The organism is Frigoribacterium endophyticum, from assembly GCF_011759585.1.
Taxonomy (GTDB): Bacteria; Actinomycetota; Actinomycetes; order Actinomycetales; family Microbacteriaceae; genus Frigoribacterium; species Frigoribacterium endophyticum.
Genome location: NZ_JAAOYV010000002.1, coordinates 830607 through 847941, shown reverse-complemented (window position 1 = coordinate 847941; position 17335 = coordinate 830607). Strand labels below are relative to the sequence as shown.

Genomic DNA, 17335 nt, shown 5'->3' with positions numbered 1-17335 from the left:
GTCGGGGGCCGACGGTACGATGACCCTCGTGAGTCGCCTCGAGGTCCATCCCGTCACGAGCGCTCCCGACGGCTCCGACCTCCCCGACTCGATGTGGCAGGTGGCCCGTCGGCCGCGCTGGATCGCCATGCTCGCGCTCGCCCTCGTCATCGCGGGCATCTTCGCCTGGCTGGGCCACTGGCAGATCGAGCGCAGCATCGAGAGCGGCAAGGTCGTCAATCCCGAGACCGAGACCGTCAAGGTGCTCTCCGACACCGTCGAGCCGCAGTCCCCGTTCTTCGACCGCGTCGGCGGTCAGATGGTCAGCGTCGCCGGCCAGTTCGACGCCGACGACTTCCGCGTCGTCAGCGACCGCGTCAACGACGGCGACCGGGGCTGGTGGCTGATCGGCCGCCTGGTCGACGACTCCGACGGCGCCTCCGTGGCCGTCGCGGTCGGCTGGGCCCCCACCGAAGACGAGGCCGTCGCGGCCGAGGCCGCCGTGCCGGTCGGCTCCGACGTGTCGCTGGTCGGCCGGTACTCGCCGAGCGACGCGCCCTCCGACGGCGCCTACCAGGACGGCCGTGAGACGGTCGTCTCGGTCGCGGCGCTCGTCAACGAGTGGTCCGACTTCAGCGGCGACGTCTACGCCGGCTACGTCGTGGCCTCCGAGCCGTGGGGCGGCCTCGACGCCATCTACTCCCCGGCGCCGGTCGACGACGTGTCGCTGAACTGGCTGAACGTCTTCTACGCGATCGAGTGGGTCGTGTTCGCCGGCTTCGCCGTCTTCCTCTGGTTCCGCCTCGTCCGTGACGCGTTCGAGCGCGAGATCGACGAGGCGGAGGAGGCGCGACTGGCCGCCGACGTCGCCGCCTGACCCGCTCCTCCCGCCTCCCCTCCCGACCCCCGTGTCACCCGCCGCAGCGGCGCTCGACCCCCGTCCCGCCCCGAGTAGGATCGATCCCATGCCCTTGAAGCCCCGGCAACGCGACATCCCGAAGATCCCGGGTGCCGTGAAGTTCTACAAGATCTCCGCCTACGTCACGGGCGTGATGCTGCTGCTGCTCGTCTTCGAGATGGTGTTCAAGTACACGCCGCTGCAGCTCGAGATGCAGCTCGGCGGCCAGGGCGGCTTCCTCGTCCCGAAAGACAGCATCACCGAGGGCTTCAACCTCTCGACGGCCATCCTGATCGCCCACGGCTGGCTCTACGTCGTCTACCTCTTCGCCGACTTCCGTCTCTGGAGCCTGATGCGCTGGCCGTTCTCGCGGTTCATCATCATCGCGCTCGGCGGTGTCGTGCCCTTCCTCTCGTTCTTCGTCGAGAGCCACATGACCAAGCTGGCCCTGCGTGAGCACGCGGAGCTGGTCGCCGAGCCCACCCCGAAGACCCAGGGAGCCCCCGCGTGACAGAAGCCACCGAGACGGCGCAGAGCCCCGTCCTCGTCGTCGATTTCGGCGCGCAGTACGCGCAGCTGATCGCCCGACGGGTGCGTGAGGCCAACGTCTACTCCGAGATCGTGCCGCACACGATCACCGCCGCCGAGATCGCGGCCAAGAACCCGGTCGGCATCGTGCTGAGCGGCGGCCCGTCCAGCGTCTACGAAGAGGGCGCGCCCGCCCTCGACCCGGCGATCCTCGAGCTCGACGTGCCCGTGCTGGGCATCTGCTACGGCTTCCAGGCGATGGCGAAGGCCCTCGGCGGCGAGGTCGCGCAGACGGGCCAGCGCGAGTACGGCGCCACCGACGTGACCCTCGCCGCCGGTGAGAGCACCCTGCTCTCGGGGCAGCCGACCTCGCAGACGACGTGGATGAGCCACGGCGACTCGGTCTCGAAGGCCCCCGAGGGCTTCGACGTGCTCGCCTCGAGCGCCGCGACCCCCGTCGCCGCCTTCTCGAGCGACGCCCGCAAGCTCTACGGCGTGCAGTGGCACCCCGAGGTCAAGCACTCGTCGTTCGGCCAGGCCGTGCTCGAGAACTTCCTCCACCGCGCCGCGGGCATCCCCGCCGACTGGAACAGCGGCAACGTCATCGCCGAGCAGGTGGCCCGCATCCGCGAGCAGGTCGGCTCGTCGCGCGTCATCTGCGGCCTCTCCGGCGGCGTCGACTCGGCCGTCGCGGCCGCCCTCGTGCACGAGGCCGTCGGCGACCAGCTCGTCTGCGTCTTCGTCGACCACGGCCTGCTGCGCGCCGACGAGCGTCGCCAGGTGGAGGAGGACTACGTCGCCTCGACGGGCGTCCGCCTCGTGACGGTCGACGCGGAGCAGCAGTTCCTCGACGCCCTGGCCGGTGTGACCGACCCGGAGCAGAAGCGCAAGATCATCGGCCGCGAGTTCATCCGCAGCTTCGAGGGCGCCGCCGAGGCGCTCGTGCTCGAGGCTGCGGCCGAGGGCGACGCGACGGTGAAGTTCCTCGTGCAGGGCACGCTCTACCCCGACGTGGTCGAGAGCGGCGGCGGCACGGGCACGGCGAACATCAAGAGCCACCACAACGTGGGCGGCCTGCCGGAGGACCTGCAGTTCGAGCTCGTCGAGCCGCTGCGCACGCTCTTCAAGGACGAGGTGCGCGCCATCGGCCGCGAGCTCGGCCTGCCCGAGGTCATCGTCGGCCGTCAGCCCTTCCCCGGGCCCGGGCTCGGCATCCGCATCATCGGCGAGGTCACGCACGAGCGCCTCGAGCTGCTGCGGAAGGCCGACGCGATCGCCCGTGCCGAGCTCACCGCGGCCGGCCTCGACGAGGAGATCTGGCAGTGCCCGGTCGTGCTCCTCGCCGACGTCCGCTCGGTCGGCGTTCAGGGCGACGGCCGCACGTACGGTCACCCGATCGTGCTGCGCCCCGTCTCGTCCGAGGACGCCATGACGGCGGACTGGACGCGCCTGCCCTACGACGTGCTCGCCAAGATCTCGAACCGCATCACGAACGAGGTCGACGGCGTCAACCGAGTAGTCCTCGACGTCACCAGCAAGCCCCCGGGAACCATCGAATGGGAATGAGAGAGCCGCTCTGAACGCGAAGCGTTCAGGCTCTCTCATTCCGGGGGCGCCCCCGCCCCCGGTGCCCACCCGATAGCGTCCCCACCCGGTACCTACGACGGCGTAGGCCACGCCCGCCCCGGGGCGGTCTGAACGCGAAGCGTTCAGCCCCGGTCATTCCGGGGGCGCCCCCGCCCCCGGTGCCCACCCGGTAGCGTCCCCACCCGGTACCTACGACGGCATAGGCCACGCCCGACCGAGCCGCTCTGAACGCGAAGCGTTCAGGCTCTCTCATTCCGGGGGCGCCCCCGCCCCCGCCCCCGGTGCCCACCCGGTAGCGTCCCCACCCGGTACCTACGGCGGCATAGGCCACGCCCGCCCCAGCCATCCAGGCTCACACACTCCAGGGTCGCACCCGTCCCGCCCACCCCCGTCCCGTCCCGAACCCCGTCCTCGCACACGAACCCCGCCGCGGCAGGGTTCCCGTGCGAGAACTGGGTGCCAGTCCCCGGCCTCGGCCCCGACCGCAGCCGCGTGCCCACCAACGCCGTGAACGACTCCTCCCCGCACACAAGAGCGGGGCCCGCCCCTCTCGGAACGAGCCCCGCTCGATGTGGTGCAGCCGTGTCGGCTAGTCGTTGCCCCGCAGGATCGCGAGCATGCGCAGGATCTCGACGTAGAGCCAGATCACGGTCATGACGATGCCGAAGGCGGCCGACCAGCCGTAGATGCGGGGGGCGCCGCGCTCGACGCCCGTCTTCACCTGCGTGAAGTCGAGCACCAGCGAGTACGCCGCCATGACGACGACGAGGATGCCGATGATGAAGCCGAGCGGGATGCCGAAGATCTCGGCGCCGCGGAGGCCCCACGGGTTGGTGTTGGCGCCGAAGAGCATCAGGCCGACGTTGAGCAGCGAGAAGACGGCATAGCCGATCATCGCGATCATGAAGACCTTGGTGGCCCGGGCCGACTCGCGCACCTTGCCGCTCTTGAAGAGCAGCAGCGTGACGACGAAGACCGAGACGGTGCCGATCAGGGCCTGGGTGACGATGCCGTCCCACTGGGCCTCGAAGATGCTCGAGATGCCCCCGACGAACAGGCCCTGCGCGGCCGAGTAGGCGAGCACGAGGCCGGGCGACGGCTTCTTCTTGAAGATGTTGACGAGGGCCAGCACGAAGCCGGCGATCGCGCCCACGAAGGCCAGGGCGGGGATGAACCAGCCGACGGCCGCGCCGACGACGACCACGGCGAACGCGATCAGCGTCTTCGTGATCGTGTCTTCGTAGGTCATGCGGTCGGTCTGGTCGGGGCCGGCCGCGGGCTTCGTGTAGAGCTCCTGCAGCTGTTCGGCCGTCATGCCGTCGTAGGCGACGGTGCGGGCGTCGGCCTGCTGCTGGCGGATGACGGGCCCGCCCTTCTCCGAGAAGGCCGGCGACTGACTGAAGCCGGGATTCGAGAATGCCAAGGGGTTCCTCTTCTGATCGCGTTGTCGACGGTGACGTGGCGGCCCGGAGCGGTGCAGCCGGATCGCCGCCGGGCCAGGTGGCCCGGTGCGGGGTCGCTCTCGCTCGCCCGTGTCGCCGTGGGGGAAGGCTAACGCGTGTCGGCCGGGCGCGGGCTGGGGATCTGCCTGATGAGAGCCACATTCGCGACGGGCGAACGTGCACTGTCTGCACGGATGGGGGCGGTCCGCGGGCCCCACGGAGGCGTCGGCCGGGCGGGGGCGGTTAGCGTGGCCGACGTGACCTCCCCCGCCTCCTCGACCACCGCCTCCTCGCGCGCCGCCGCGCCCCTCGTGATCGCCCACCGCGGCGCGAGCGGCTACCGCCCCGAGCACGGCGAGGCCGCCTACCGCCTGGCCGTCGAGCTCGGCGCGGACGCGATCGAGCCCGACCTCGTCGCGACGCGCGACGGCGTGCTCGTGCTCCGGCACGAGAACGAGGTCTCGGGAACGACCGACGTCGCCGACCGGCCCGAGTTCGCCGACCGCCGCACGACCAAAGAGATCGAGGACCGGGTCGTCGAGGGCTGGTTCACTGAGGACTTCACCTGGCCCGAGCTGTCGACCCTCCGGGTGCGCGAACGCCTGCCGCAGCTCCGGCCCGGCAGCGCCGCGCACGACGGGGAGGGACGCGTGCAGCGCCTCAGCGACCTCCTCGCGATCCTCGACGGGGCCGACCGCCCGGTCGGGCTCGTGGCCGAGGTCAAGCACGCGACGTGGTTCGCCTCGATCGGGCTGCCGCTCGACGAGCTGCTCGCCGCCGAGCTCGCCGCCGCGGGCTGGACGGACGACCCGCGCCTCACCGTCGAGAGCTTCGAGCAGACGGTGCTCGGCCAGCTGCGCGAGCGGGGGGTCGGCGGCCGGCAGGTCTACCTGCTCGAGAAGGCGGGCGCCGCGGCCGACCTCGTCGCCCGCGACGGCTCGGCGGCGACGCCCTACGTCGACCAGCTCGACGAGGTCTCGCTGGCGGCCTTCGCCGCGGCCGGGCTGCACGGCGTCTCGCTCGACAAGTCGACCCTGGTCGCCCCGGACGGCACGACGGAGTCGCGGGTCGTCGACCGCGCACACGCGGCGGGCCTCGAGGTCTTCACCTGGACGCTGCGCATCGAGAACCACTTCCTCGCGAAGGCGAACCGTCAGGCCGGCGGGAAGGCCGCGACGGGCGACTACGAGTCGGAGTTCCAGGCGCTCATGGAGCTCGGCGTCGACGGGGTCTTCGCCGACCAGCCGGACCTCGCGATCGCGGTGCGCGACGGGCTCTGAGGAGGCGCTGGGCGGCCCCCTGCCCGGTGTCGGGGGCCCCGCCTAGACTGGGCCCGCCATGACGATCGTGCTCGAGCCCTCTGACGCTGCCGGCGGTTCCGGCGACCCTCTGACCGCGGGGCTGAACCCCCAGCAGAAAGAAGCGGTCGAGTACCGCGGGCAGTCGCTGCTGATCGTGGCCGGTGCCGGCTCGGGCAAGACGAGCGTGCTGACCCGGCGCATCGCCGGGCTGATCGCGTCGCGCGAGGCCTGGCCGAGCCAGATCCTCGCCATCACCTTCACGAACAAGGCCGCGGCCGAGATGCGCGAGCGCGTCGGCCACCTCGTCGGCCAGGCCGGCGAGGGCATGTGGATCAGCACGTTCCACAGCGCCTGCGTGCGCATCCTCCGGCGCGAGGCCGAGCAGTTCGGCTTCACGAAGAGCTTCACCATCTACGACTCGGCGGACTCCCGCGCGCTGCTGAAGCGCATCCTGAAAGAGCTGGACGCCGACTCGCTCGGCTTCACGGTCAGCCAGGCGTCGGGCAAGATCTCGAAGCTCAAGAACGAGCTGACCGACGTCGAGACCTACTCGCGCCAGATCAACGCGGGCGACCCGCAAGACGTGATGTTCCTCGAGATCTTCCGGCAGTACACGCGCGAGCTGCAGCGGGCGAACGCCTTCGACTTCGACGACCTGATCGCGCAGACGGTCTTCCTCTTCCGGGCCTTCCCGCACGTGGCCGCGCTCTACCAGCGGCGGTTCCGGCACATCCTCGTCGACGAGTACCAAGACACGAACCACGCGCAGTACGCGCTGATCCGCGAGCTGACGCGACCGGTCGACCCCGAGATCGTCGACGACCTCGAGCGCGGCGGCCAGTACGTGCAGTCGATGCGCGACGGCAGCGGGCGGATCCCCGGCGCCTCCCTCACCGTGGTCGGCGACTCCGACCAGTCGATCTACGCCTTCCGCGGCGCCGACATCCGCAACATCGTCGAGTTCGAGCGTGACTTCCCCAACTCGAAGGTCATCCTGCTCGAGCAGAACTACCGCTCGACCCAGAACATCCTCGACGCGGCCAACGCCGTCATCTCGAACAACTTCGACCGCCAGGCGAAGAACCTCTTCACGACGGTCGGCGCGGGCGAGAAGATCACCGGCTTCACGGGCTACACCGGGCACGACGAGGCCCAGTTCGTCGCCGACGAGATCGCCAAGCTGCGCGAGGGCGGCATGGCCTACAAAGACATGGCCGTGTTCTACCGCACCAACTCGCAGACCCGAGCGCTCGAGGAGATCTTCATCCGCTCGGCCATCCCGTACCGGGTGCTCGGCGGCACGAAGTTCTACGAGCGCGCCGAGATCAAGGACGCCATGGCGTACCTGATCACCGTCGCGAACCCGCTCGACCCGATGGCGCTGCGCCGCATCATGAACGTGCCGAAGCGCGGCATCGGGCCGGCGACCGAGACGGCGATGCAGCGCTGGGCCGACCAGCACGAGGCGCCGCTCCGCGAGGCGCTGCGCAACGCCGACCAGCTGGGCCTCGGCCCGAAGGTCACCGGGGCGATCACGGGCCTCGGCCAGCTGCTCGACGGCGTCCAGGCCACGGCCGCGACGGCGCCGGTGCACGAGATCCTCACCACGCTGATCGAGGGCAGCGGCATCATCGAGGCGCTGCGGGCGTCGCGTGACCCGCAAGACGAGGCCCGTGCCGAGAACATCGACGAGCTCGTGGCGGTGACGAAGGAGTTCCAGCGCAACAACCCCGACGGCACCCTGCTCGACTTCCTCACCGAGGTCACGCTGGTCGCCGCGGCCGACGATCTCGACGACACGAGCGGCACCGTGTCGCTGATGACGCTGCACACGGCGAAGGGCCTCGAGTACGAGGCCGTCTTCCTCACCGGCGTCGAAGAAGACCTGCTGCCGCACCGCATGTCGGCGAGCGAGCCCGGCGGCCCTGCTGAAGAGCGACGGCTGTTCTACGTCGGCATCACGCGCGCCCGCAAGCACCTCTTCCTGTCGTTGGCGATGACGCGGGCCCAGTTCGGCGAGGTGAACGTGGCGATGCCGTCGCGGTACCTGCAAGAGATCCCGGTCGAGCTGATCGACTGGAAGCAGTCGCCCGGCATGGCCAACAGCCGAGGAGGCACGCAGCCGAGGGCGCTCAACGCGCGTCGCGAGGGCGGTGCGGGCGACCGTCTCGGCTCGACCCCGCGCGCCAGCGGCGGCTACGGCGGCGGCAGCTACGACCGCGCGACCGCGGCGGCCAAGACCAAGCCGAAGACGGAGTGGTCGAACCGGGTCACGGGCACGGTGCGCGACAACGGTGACCTCGAGCTGGAGCAGGGTGACCGCATCTCGCACGTCGACTTCGGTGAGGGGCGTGTGATGGCCGTCACCGGTGTCGGGGCCCGACGCATCGCCGAGGTGCTGTTCGACACCGCCGGCCGCAAGAAGCTGCTGATCAAGGTCGCGCCGATCGAGAAGATCTAGCGGTCTCCACCGGCGGTTCCGCGGCACGCACCATGTTCTCGCACGGGAACCACGCCGCGGCGTGGTTCGGGTGCGACGACGTGGTTCGTCGTCAGGGGGCGGGGCGTGACCGCCGGAGCGTGAAGCGGTGGTGGCCCACGACGATCGTGTCGGCGGGCGTCAGCCGCGTGCCGACCCCGGGCTCGACCGTGACCAGCCCTCCGTCGGGGCGGAGGAGCGTCGTGCCGTTCGCGGAGTGGAGGTCGTCGATCACCACGGCCCCTGCGTCGTCGGCCCAGACACGGAAGTGGGCGCGCGACAGCTGACGTGTCTCGTCCGTGACGGTGATCGACGCCGGGGGAGCTGGCGCGATGGTGAGGGCTGCTGCGGGGGCTGTCGCGGCCGTGGCGGCGGCGGTCGAGACGCCGGGTGGCGGCGCGGCGTGCCGCGGGCGCCGGCCCACGACGACGCCGTCGCGGTCGACAGGGACGCCCTCGCCGTCGGGGAGGACGAGCTCGTAGGAGCGCGGACGGAGGACCGTCACGTCGAGGTCGTCGAGGTCGTCGAGGTCGTCGGGGTCGTCGAGGTCGGCGGGCGCGGGCGAGGGCACGTGCCGTCGGGGAGGGGGCACGGCGGGGCCTGGCGGGATGACGGCGGCCGCCGCGGGAACGGCTGTGACCAGACCCTCGGGAGGCGGCGGAGGCAGCGTCTGCACCCGTGACAGCAGGCCCTGGTCGCGCAGCGCAGCGACGGCCGCGGCGTCGACGACGATCGGGCTCTCGGGTGGCGCCCCGCGCCTCCCCAGGCTCCTTCTTCTGGTCATTTCTCGTCCATTCTGTGGAAAGTGGTGCGACCAGTCTGTCTCATGTGGAATATTCATGGCAGTCGTCATTCCTGACGGCTCGACGAGACAGGAGAACCCATGGCCAACGTGACCGTGACCTACGACGACCTGCGCACGCAGGCGACCCACCTGCGCACCGGGCAGGCGTCGATCGAGGAGCAGCTCTCACGCCTCAAGGGGCAGATCGACAACCTGGTGGCCTCGGGCTACGTGACCGACAGCTCCTCGAAGGCGTTCGCGACCACGTACGGCGAGTTCAGCACCGGTGCGAGCACGACCATCGCTGCCCTGGACAGCATGGCGCGGTTCCTCGAGAACGCGGCCGAGACCCTGCAGGCGGCCGACGAGCAGCTGGCCGCCAGCCTCCGCTGACCGCTGACCGCTGACCGCTGACCACCCCGGTGGCCGTGCCGGCGACGGCATGGCCACCTTCCTGAGGAGCACACATGACCAGAGCGACCCTGTCGTTCGACGCTGAGGCGCTGCGGCGGTTGTCCACGACCCTGAGCGGCGTCAAGACCGTCTTCGACGCCCCTGGAGCGGCGACGGTCTCGCCCGAGCACCTCGGCCACCCCCGCCTCGCGCAGCGGATCGACTCCTTCACCCGGAGCTGGGACGACACCCGGCGGGTCCTGAGCGACGAGATCGGTGGACTGAGCACGTCCGCGACGTCCATCGCTGACGGGTTCACGGCGGCGGACGAGGGCCTCGCCGCCGCGTTGCCGGAGGAGGAGGCGTCCTCGTGAGGGTGGACGGCGCATTGTCCAAGGCAGGTGTCGCGGGTGACCCCGACATGGTGTCGGCCGCCGCGACGCGCTTCGGGCAGACCGCCGAACTGATCGCGTCCGCGGCTGAGGGGCTCCACCAACTCGACGTGGAGGCCGCACAGAGCGATGCGATCGAGGCGTTCCTCGCGAAGGCGGGGGAGGTCGAGACGCAGCTGCGGCAGGTGCACCGGCGGTACGTCGGCGCCTCCGACGCGCTCCGGACCTACGCGACTGCCCTGCGGCACGCGCAGGAGCAGGCCGGCCCGGCCGTCCGAGAGCACGAGACTGCGGTCGCCGACCGCGACGCAGCCACCGTGCTCGCCGACCGCTACGAGGGCATGGCCCTCCTGGCGACGAGCGAGGAGGCGCAGCTCGACTACCAGGAGCTCGCTCGCGTGCAGCGCCTCCGCGAGGAGGAAGCATCGGGACGGGTGGTGAAGCACGGCCGTCAGGTCGACGACGCCGTCACCGACCTCGAGGCCGCCGCGACGGCGGCAATCGCCTGCTTCGACGACCTCGGCGCCGACGGCCTCGGCGACTCGTGGTGGGACGACGTCCGCGGGGCCGCAGGCACCGCCTACGACGCCTTCCGGACGTGGATGGAGGAGAACGACTGGTGGATCCAGGACGTCCTGGAGATCCTGAGCTGGGTGGGAGCGCTTCTGGTCGTCGCTGCTCTGGCCTTCCCCGGCACTGCCTGGATCGCCTGGCCAGCGATGGCGGTGATGATCCTGTCCACGACCACGGAAGCGGCTCGAGCAGCCGCGGGCACGGGAAGCCTCCTCGAGTTGGGCATCAGTGTCGTCTCGCTCGCTACTTTCGGCGTCGGTGGCGCGGTCCTCAAGACTGCAGCCAAGACTTCGGTCGCCAAGCTTGGTCTCGCGAGGGTCGCTGAGCTGCAACGAGGAGGAGTGCCGCTTCAGACAGCCCTCAAGGCCGTGAACGGCGAGCATCGAGCGGTCATGAAGGCCCCCTTGAGCCTCGCGGCGAAGATCCGGGCTCTCGGTGATCCTGAACTAGGCCGCCTCTTCATGTGGAGCCGCGAGTCCGGGGCGGCCCTGGCCCACACCGGATCACGGGCCATGGCGGAACTCGACCTCCTGCTCAACGCGACGACCACAGTGAGAGCGACGAGTTTGGTCGTCACCACGGCGCGCGCCGCTGACACGGCGACAGGGTGGGCTGAGCCCCTCCTGGGGGACCTGCGGGAGGCTACGACGCTTCGACTCGTGAACGGGACTCCGTGGTGATGCGGGAGGTCTCGGACAGTCCCTCAGAATCCGTCCTGAGTCGCTCGGTTCTCCTGGTTCGGATTGCAGGGCTCTGGAACTTCGGCGTCGGAGCCGCCTTCATGATCATCCGTCGTCTCGTCCTGATGGCGAACGGACGGCATGGGGACGGCGGGGAGACCATGAACTTCAGCGTGTCAGCGCTCCTGGGCCTGCTCGTCCTCCTCACCACCGGAATCGCTTTGCAGGCCGCCGTGCTCGTCCGGTACATCCGGTTTCCTACCGCGCACGTCCATCTTCTGCAGCCGGGTCTCTCCGCGTTCCTCTGGGTGATGTCGGCCGTGCCGTCCTTGACGATGGCGCACGTGCTCTTCGGCCCAGGTCCTGAGCCCAGTTCCGTGGCGATCGCCCTGTGGGGAGTCAGTGGCCTCAGCTGCCTCCTCGCCGGCGGCATCGTGACGGTGGGGCTTCTGCTCAGGGAGGCCGTGGCGCGGTCGGGTCACGAGACGGGCCTGTCGGAGGCCGCGGGATGACCGCTGAGACGTTCGTGCCGCGGGCGGGAGGCGCCCGAGGGGTCTCGTACCGCCTGGCCGTCCCGCCAGGCGTGCTTCGCTTGCCCGGACATATTCTCGATCAGCTGCCACTGATCGAGACACAGCTCAACCGCGCTGACCTCGCGGCTGAGGTCGGTCGAGCGGTGGCGGCCCTCTCTGCCTCCGGACCCCGCGCTGCAACAGACGTGCTGGACAGCTACGTCACGGCTGGTGTCCTGCCGGATTGCGGCCTCGCGATGAGCATCGTGGTGTCGGCGACCTCGCTCTCACAGGAGAAGCGGCACGGCATGACCGCGGACTTAGCTCACCACGGCGGCCTCGGCCGCGCGGCGCTGACCGTCGGTGGCGAAGCAGCCGTCGTCCTGGAGGCACCCCTCTCGACCGCGGGCCGTTCGCTCATCGGCGTCGGGCGGGTCCTGAGGACGAAGACGGTGCTCAGCCGAGTTCCCGGCGACGACGAGGTCGTGATCTCGTTCGCACTGCTGGTGGCCCAGCTCGGCGCTGCGGCATCGCCCGACGTCTCGGAGGACGAGACCCAGGCGGTGGCCGACGCGCTGGTCGAGCTCTTCGACGCGATGATGACCACCGTTCGCTGGCTCGACGACCAGGGGCGCGTCATCACCGATCGACCCACGACATGACGGGCGCACCCGCCCGCCCCTCTCGAGAAGGAACAGGCATGACGCACCACGAACTCACCTCCGACGACATCCAGCCGACGGGCGACGACGGCCTCGATCCCCGCACCGCCGACGGGTGGGAGGTGCTCGTCGAGCACGACCCCGGGCTCTGGATCGCCCTGCCCGCCCGATGGCCCCACCAGGGGCACGACACCGCCAGGTCGTGGATCGCCGCCACCGTTCGCGACGTCGTCGCCCGGACGGCGGCCCCGACCCGGGCCGGCAAGAAGTGGCTCGTCAAGGTGCTCGACCGGCTCGCGACCTGGCAGACGCCCAATGAGCTCAAGTTCATGTACCTGCCCTCGCTGAGCAGCGAGCTCAGCCTGCTCCGGATCCAGTTCGGCCTCGTCTACGGTGACCGGGAGGCGACCCTCCGCGAGCTCGTCCTCGAGAGCGACTTGCCGGGGATCGAGCCGCCCGTCCTCGAGGACGTGACCACCGACTCCCTCGGCCTCGGTGTCTACGGGCTGCGCTACGCCGAGCTGGACGGCGGCATCACGGTCACCAGCATCTTCGCGTTCCGCTCGGGGCCGTTCGACCTCCGGGTCACGTGCGACGTCGGCCCGCCCGAGTTCGTCCCCGTGAAGGTGCCGGTGGCGCGAGCCTTCGTCGACGGCATCAGCGTCGTCAGGGCGACGTGAGGCTCACGGTCACCGTCCGCGACGGAGCGACGGGCGCCTCGGCCGACGTCGTGTTCGAGACCTCGCCTGACACCACGGTGGGGGAGCTCGTCGCACAGGCTGCACCGCTGGTCGGCATCCGCGCCGACGGTCCGGATGCCGCAGCTCTCGGCACCGCCGTCACGGTCGACGGCGCCCGCGTCGCCGAGAGCGTACGCATCGCCGAGGGAACGGTGCTCGAGGGCAGCGTCCTCACGATCGGCGGTCCTCCCGGCGTCGCCGCACTGCCGCCCGACCTGCCCAGCATCCGCATCGTGGGCGGCCCCGGGGCCGGGACGGTCTTCCACGTCGATCCCGGCACCGTCGTGGTCGGATCGGCGCCCGAGGCGACGGTCCGTCTCGCCGCGCGAGGAGTCGCCCCGGTCGCGGCCCTCGTGCAGCTCGACGGAGCATCGCGCTTCTCGATCACTCCCGTGGCCTGCGACGACCCCGACGTCCCGCCCGTCACCGTCGACGGCGTCCCGCTGACGACGACGATCGCGCTGACGCCGTCGTCGGCGGTCGAGCTGGGGGAGGTGCTGCTGGGCGTCGCGGACGCCGGCACGGCCTCCGCCGCGATCGGCCTCGCCGAGGGCGGAGGGCGACTGGAGCACGCCCGCCCACCGCGACTCCTGCCCGAGCCCCCCACGACCGCCTTCCGGCACCCGGCGCAGCCGCAGGCGCCCCCACGGCGCCCCCTGCCGATCGTCGCCGCCGCCGCCCCGCTCGTCATGGGCGGCGTCATGGTGCTGGTGCTCGACAACCCGACCTTCTTCGTCTTCGGACTGCTCTCGCCGGTGATCCTCATCGGCAACTACCTGTACGACCGGCGCAACGGCCGGGTGACGCACCGCGAGGCCCTCGCGTCGCACGCGGCCACCCGCGAGGCGGTGGCCGCCGACGCCGCGGAGGCGGTCGTGCGTCGGCAGGACGAGCTGCGGTCCAGCTGCCCGGACGCCGCGACGCTCCTCGACCTGGCCGTCCGGCGTCGCGCCCGGCTCTGGGAACGGCGCCGGGACGACCCCGACCACCTGACCGTGCGGATCGGCGTCGCCGACCTGCCCTCCGGCGTCACCCTCGACGACCCGGACCTGCTGGAGCACCGACGCACCGTCGCCAGCCCCGCGCGGGCCGTGCCCGTCACCGTCGCGCTCGCCGACCGGGGCGTCGTGGGGCTGCACGGGCGCACGCCCGAACGTCGCGCGCTCGCCGCGTGGATGGTGGCCCAGCTCTGCGTCCTCCAGAGCCCTCGAGACCTCATGGTCGTGGTGCTGACGGACCGCGACGCCGAGGAGCACTGGGGCTGGCTCGCCTGGGTGCCCCACGCCCGCCCCGACGAGGGAGCCGCGGACAGCCGCGTCCGCCTCGGCAACGACTCCGAGTCCGTCGCCCGGAGGCTCACCGAGCTGGCCGCCGTCGTCGACGCGCGACAGCGGGCTCGCCGGGAGTCGAGCGGCGCCGTGCTCGACGCCCCCGACGTGCTCGTCGTCGTCGACGGGTCACGCCGGCTCCGGGGGCTGCCGGGCCTCGTCACGGTGCTCCGCGACGGACCGGGCGTCGGGGTCGTCGCACTCTGCCTCGACGCCGACCGACGGTCACTGCCCGAGGAGTGCGTCACGGTCGTGCAGGCCGGGCGCAGCGCCCACGAGCTCTCCGCCCACCGCGAGGCCGACGTCCAGCACGTGCGGGTCGACGCCCTGCCCGCCGGCTGGCACGACTTCGTCGCGCGGGCGCTCGCCCCCGTCGTCGACGTCGACGACGGGGGCGACGCCGGCGGACTGCCGACGTCCTCCCGCCTCCTCGACGTGCTCGGCCTCGACCGCCCCAGCGGCAGGGCCGTCCTCGCGCGCTGGGCCGAGAGAGCGCCCAGCACCGAGGTGCTGCTCGGCGAGGGCGTGGACGGTCCCTTCTCGATCGACCTGAGGCGGGACGGACCCCACGCCCTCGTCGCCGGCACGACGGGCTCGGGCAAGTCGGAGCTGCTGCAGAGCGTCGTCGCCTCGCTCGCCGCCTCCAACGCCCCCGACTCCATGACCTTCGTGCTCGTGGACTACAAGGGCGGCGCCGCGTTCCGCGACTGCGGCCCGCTGCCCCACACCGTGGGCATGGTCACCGATCTCGACCCGCACCTCGTCCAGCGGGCGCTGACGAGCCTGGGCGCCGAGCTCCACCGTCGGGAGCAGCTGCTCGCGCTCGCCGAGGCCAAGGACCTGGAGGACTACGAGGAGGCGCGTGGCCGGTCCGAGGGCGGAACGCTCCCGACCCTGCCCCGCCTCCTCATCGTCATCGACGAGTTCGCGAGCCTCGCCCGGGAGCTGCCCGACTTCGTCACCGGGCTCGTGAACGTCGCCCAGCGGGGGCGCTCCCTCGGCATCCACCTCGTGCTCGCGACGCAGCGACCGTCGGGAGTGGTGTCGTCCGAGATCAGGGCCAACACCAACCTGCGCATCGCCCTGCGCGTCACCGACGCCGGCGAGAGCACCGACGTCATCGACGCCGCCGACGCCTCCCGCATCCCCCGGTCCGCACCGGGGCGCGCCCTGGTGCGCCTCGGCGCGGGGGCGCTCGTGCCGTTCCAGGCCGGGCGTGTCGGCGGCCGCGCCGAGCGCGACTCCCGACCGGACGGCACCTGGTCGGCCCGGCTGTCGTGGGACGGGGCGGCCGGGCCGGCGCCCCGGCCGCCCGCGACCGCCGCCGTCGAGGACCACGAGACGACCGACCTGGTCCAGTTCGTCGCCGCCGTGGTGGAGGCCGAGGCGCTCCGCGGCGGGGAGCGGCCGCACCGGCCCTGGCTGGACGCGCTGCCTGCCCTCGTCGAGCTGGAGCACCTCGTCGGTGCCGAGGCCGGAGGCGGCGGGCCACCGCGCACCCTGCCGCCCCTGCCCTTCGGGCTGGAGGACCACCCTCGGGAACAGGCCCGGCGGACAGCAGCACTCGACCTCGACGTCGACGGGCACCTGTTCGTCGCGGGCGCCGCCCGGAGCGGGAGGTCGCAGGTGCTGCGGACCCTGGCGGCGTCGATCATCCGCCACACCTCGAGCGCCGACGTGCACCTCTACGGCATCGACTGCGGCAGCGGGGCGCTGCTCCCGCTCGCGTCGGCGCCGCACACCGGCGCCGTCGTGCGCCGCACGGAGGTCGAGCGGGCGCGCCGCCTGCTGGCACGCCTCGTGGAGGAGACGCTCCGGCGGCAGACGGTGCTCGCCACCGGCAGCTGGGCCAGCGTCACGGAGCAGCGACGAGCCGCTCCGGAGGAGGACCGCCTGCCCCACGTCGTGCTGATGATCGACCCCTGGGAGGGCTTCGTCGCCAGCCTCGGCGACCTCGACCTCGGCGAGCCGGTGGAGCTCGTCACGCTCCTGCTGCGCGAGGGGGCGGCCGTCGGCGTGCACCTCGTCGTGACGGGGGACCGACTCCTCGTCAGCGGCAGGATGGCGACGCTCGTCGAGCGCAAGCTCGTCCTGCGCATGGCCGACCGCGCCGACTACGGCCTCGCGGGGCTCGACCCGCGATCGATGCCCGAGGAGCCCGGCCCGGGGCGCGGAGCGGACACCGTCAGCGGCGCCGAGACCCAGGTGGCGGTGGTCGGTGCCGACCCCTCCGGCAGCGCCCAGGCCGAGGCCCTCCGCGCGGCGGCGGGCGAGGCCGTCCGCCGTGACCTCGCCGTGCCGCCCGGCCGCAGGCCGTTCCGGCTCGACCGGCTGGAGGGCGACCTGACCTTCGACGGCGCGTGGTCGCGTCACGACCCCGCGGCCCTCGGCGCCGCCTTCGCGATGGTGGGGATCGGCGGCGACGACCTCGTGCCGGTCGGCCCGCGCCTCGCCGACGCTCCGGGCACGTTCCTCGTCGGCGGCCCGCCGCGGAGCGGACGCAGCACCGTCCTCGTGAGCATGGTGCGCTCCCTCCTCGCCCAGGGGCTCGAGGTGGTCGTCGTCACGCCGAGGCCGTCACCGCTCCGGAGCCTGGACGGGCTGCCCGGGGTGGTGGCCGTGTTGCGCGGCTCTGACCTCCGCGCCGACGAGCTGGACGCCGTCCTCGGCGACGAGGCACCGGCGGGTCGGGTGCTGGTCGTCGACGACGCCGAGCTCGTCAAGGACGCCCCGGCGGCGGCGTGGCTCGCCGACTTCGTGCGCTCGTGCGCCGACGGGCCCGGTGCCCTGGTGGCCGCGGGGTCGGCCGCCGACCTCGGCGTCGGCTTCATGGGCTGGCACGCCGACCTCCGCCGGAACCGCTGCGGCGCGGTGCTCAGCCCGAGGGCGACCTCGGACGGGGAGCTCGTCGGTGCGCAGCTGGCCCGGAGCGCGACGTCGGCTCGCCCCCGACCGGGTCGTGCCCACGTGCACCTCGGTGACGGCGTCACCGTGCCCGTGACGGTGCCCCGCGGCTGACGTTCGCGGGCGGAGCGGCCAGGCCTGGGCCCTCAGGCC

General features: G+C 72.1%; 14 protein-coding genes. 12 read left to right on the top strand and 2 right to left on the bottom strand.

What is annotated here, in order from left to right:
• The first annotated feature begins 28 nt into the window (after nt 1-28).
• The 3 genes from FHR77_RS11235 to guaA all read left to right on the top strand — a co-directional run bounded on the left by FHR77_RS11235 (nt 29) and on the right by guaA (nt 2971).
• The gene (locus tag FHR77_RS11235; protein WP_167260343.1) at nt 29-856 is read left to right on the top strand and encodes an SURF1 family cytochrome oxidase biogenesis protein; all 828 of its coding nucleotides are present in this window, start codon (nt 29-31) and stop codon (nt 854-856) included.
• Between the two features lie 88 nt (nt 857-944).
• Nucleotides 945-1388 (top strand): DUF3817 domain-containing protein, encoded by a 444-nt coding sequence (locus FHR77_RS11230; protein WP_056057264.1) that lies wholly within the window; start codon nt 945-947, stop codon nt 1386-1388.
• On the top strand, nt 1385-2971 hold the full coding sequence (gene guaA, locus FHR77_RS11225) for a glutamine-hydrolyzing GMP synthase (protein ID WP_167260340.1): 1587 nt from the start codon (nt 1385-1387) through the stop codon (nt 2969-2971). The genes FHR77_RS11230 and guaA overlap by 4 nt, the downstream gene beginning before the upstream one ends.
• Nucleotides 2972-3581: 610 nt before the next feature.
• On the opposite strand, the gene FHR77_RS11220 is transcribed toward guaA, so the two are convergent.
• Entirely contained in the window at nt 3582-4415 is an 834-nt protein-coding gene (locus tag FHR77_RS11220) for a Bax inhibitor-1/YccA family protein (RefSeq protein ID WP_056057249.1), read from the bottom strand.
• Between the two features lie 276 nt (nt 4416-4691).
• On the opposite strand from FHR77_RS11220, the gene FHR77_RS11215 reads away from it, so the two are divergent.
• Nucleotides 4692-5714, top strand: a complete 1023-nt coding sequence (locus tag FHR77_RS11215) for a glycerophosphodiester phosphodiesterase family protein (protein WP_341777334.1) — start codon at nt 4692-4694, stop codon at nt 5712-5714.
• A gap of 58 nt (nt 5715-5772) precedes the next feature.
• Nucleotides 5773-8196: an ATP-dependent helicase gene (locus tag FHR77_RS11210; protein WP_167260336.1), complete on the top strand. Its 2424-nt coding sequence runs from the start codon at nt 5773-5775 to the stop codon at nt 8194-8196.
• 91 nt (nt 8197-8287) lie between these two features.
• On the opposite strand, the gene FHR77_RS11205 is transcribed toward FHR77_RS11210, so the two are convergent.
• A complete protein-coding gene (locus FHR77_RS11205) occupies nt 8288-8998 on the bottom strand; it encodes an FHA domain-containing protein (protein ID WP_167260334.1) in 711 nt (236 codons plus the stop codon).
• A 99-nt stretch (nt 8999-9097) separates the two neighbouring features.
• Here FHR77_RS11205 and FHR77_RS11200 point away from each other — a divergent pair, with 99 nt between their 5' ends.
• The 7 genes from FHR77_RS11200 (at nt 9098) to FHR77_RS11170 (ending at nt 17296) form a co-directional block, all read left to right on the top strand.
• A complete protein-coding gene (locus FHR77_RS11200; protein ID WP_056057240.1) occupies nt 9098-9391 on the top strand; it encodes a WXG100 family type VII secretion target in 294 nt (97 codons plus the stop codon).
• Between the two features lie 74 nt (nt 9392-9465).
• Nucleotides 9466-9765: a hypothetical protein gene (locus FHR77_RS11195; RefSeq protein ID WP_167260332.1), complete on the top strand. Its 300-nt coding sequence runs from the start codon at nt 9466-9468 to the stop codon at nt 9763-9765.
• Complete coding sequence (locus tag FHR77_RS11190; RefSeq protein ID WP_167260331.1) at nt 9762-11036, top strand: hypothetical protein; 1275 nt, start codon at nt 9762-9764, stop codon at nt 11034-11036. Before FHR77_RS11195 ends, FHR77_RS11190 begins: the two co-directional genes overlap by 4 nt.
• A gap of 101 nt (nt 11037-11137) precedes the next feature.
• The gene (locus FHR77_RS11185; RefSeq protein WP_167260329.1) at nt 11138-11548 is read left to right on the top strand and encodes a hypothetical protein; all 411 of its coding nucleotides are present in this window, start codon (nt 11138-11140) and stop codon (nt 11546-11548) included.
• Nucleotides 11545-12210: a hypothetical protein gene (locus tag FHR77_RS11180; protein WP_167260327.1), complete on the top strand. Its 666-nt coding sequence runs from the start codon at nt 11545-11547 to the stop codon at nt 12208-12210. Before FHR77_RS11185 ends, FHR77_RS11180 begins: the two co-directional genes overlap by 4 nt.
• A gap of 38 nt (nt 12211-12248) precedes the next feature.
• Nucleotides 12249-12890 carry a hypothetical protein gene (locus tag FHR77_RS11175; protein WP_167260325.1) on the top strand — a complete coding sequence of 214 codons (642 nt, stop codon included), beginning with the start codon at nt 12249-12251 and terminating at the stop codon, nt 12888-12890.
• The gene (locus tag FHR77_RS11170) at nt 12887-17296 is read left to right on the top strand and encodes an FtsK/SpoIIIE domain-containing protein (protein WP_167260323.1); all 4410 of its coding nucleotides are present in this window, start codon (nt 12887-12889) and stop codon (nt 17294-17296) included. Before FHR77_RS11175 ends, FHR77_RS11170 begins: the two co-directional genes overlap by 4 nt.
• Nucleotides 17297-17335 lie beyond the last annotated feature (39 nt).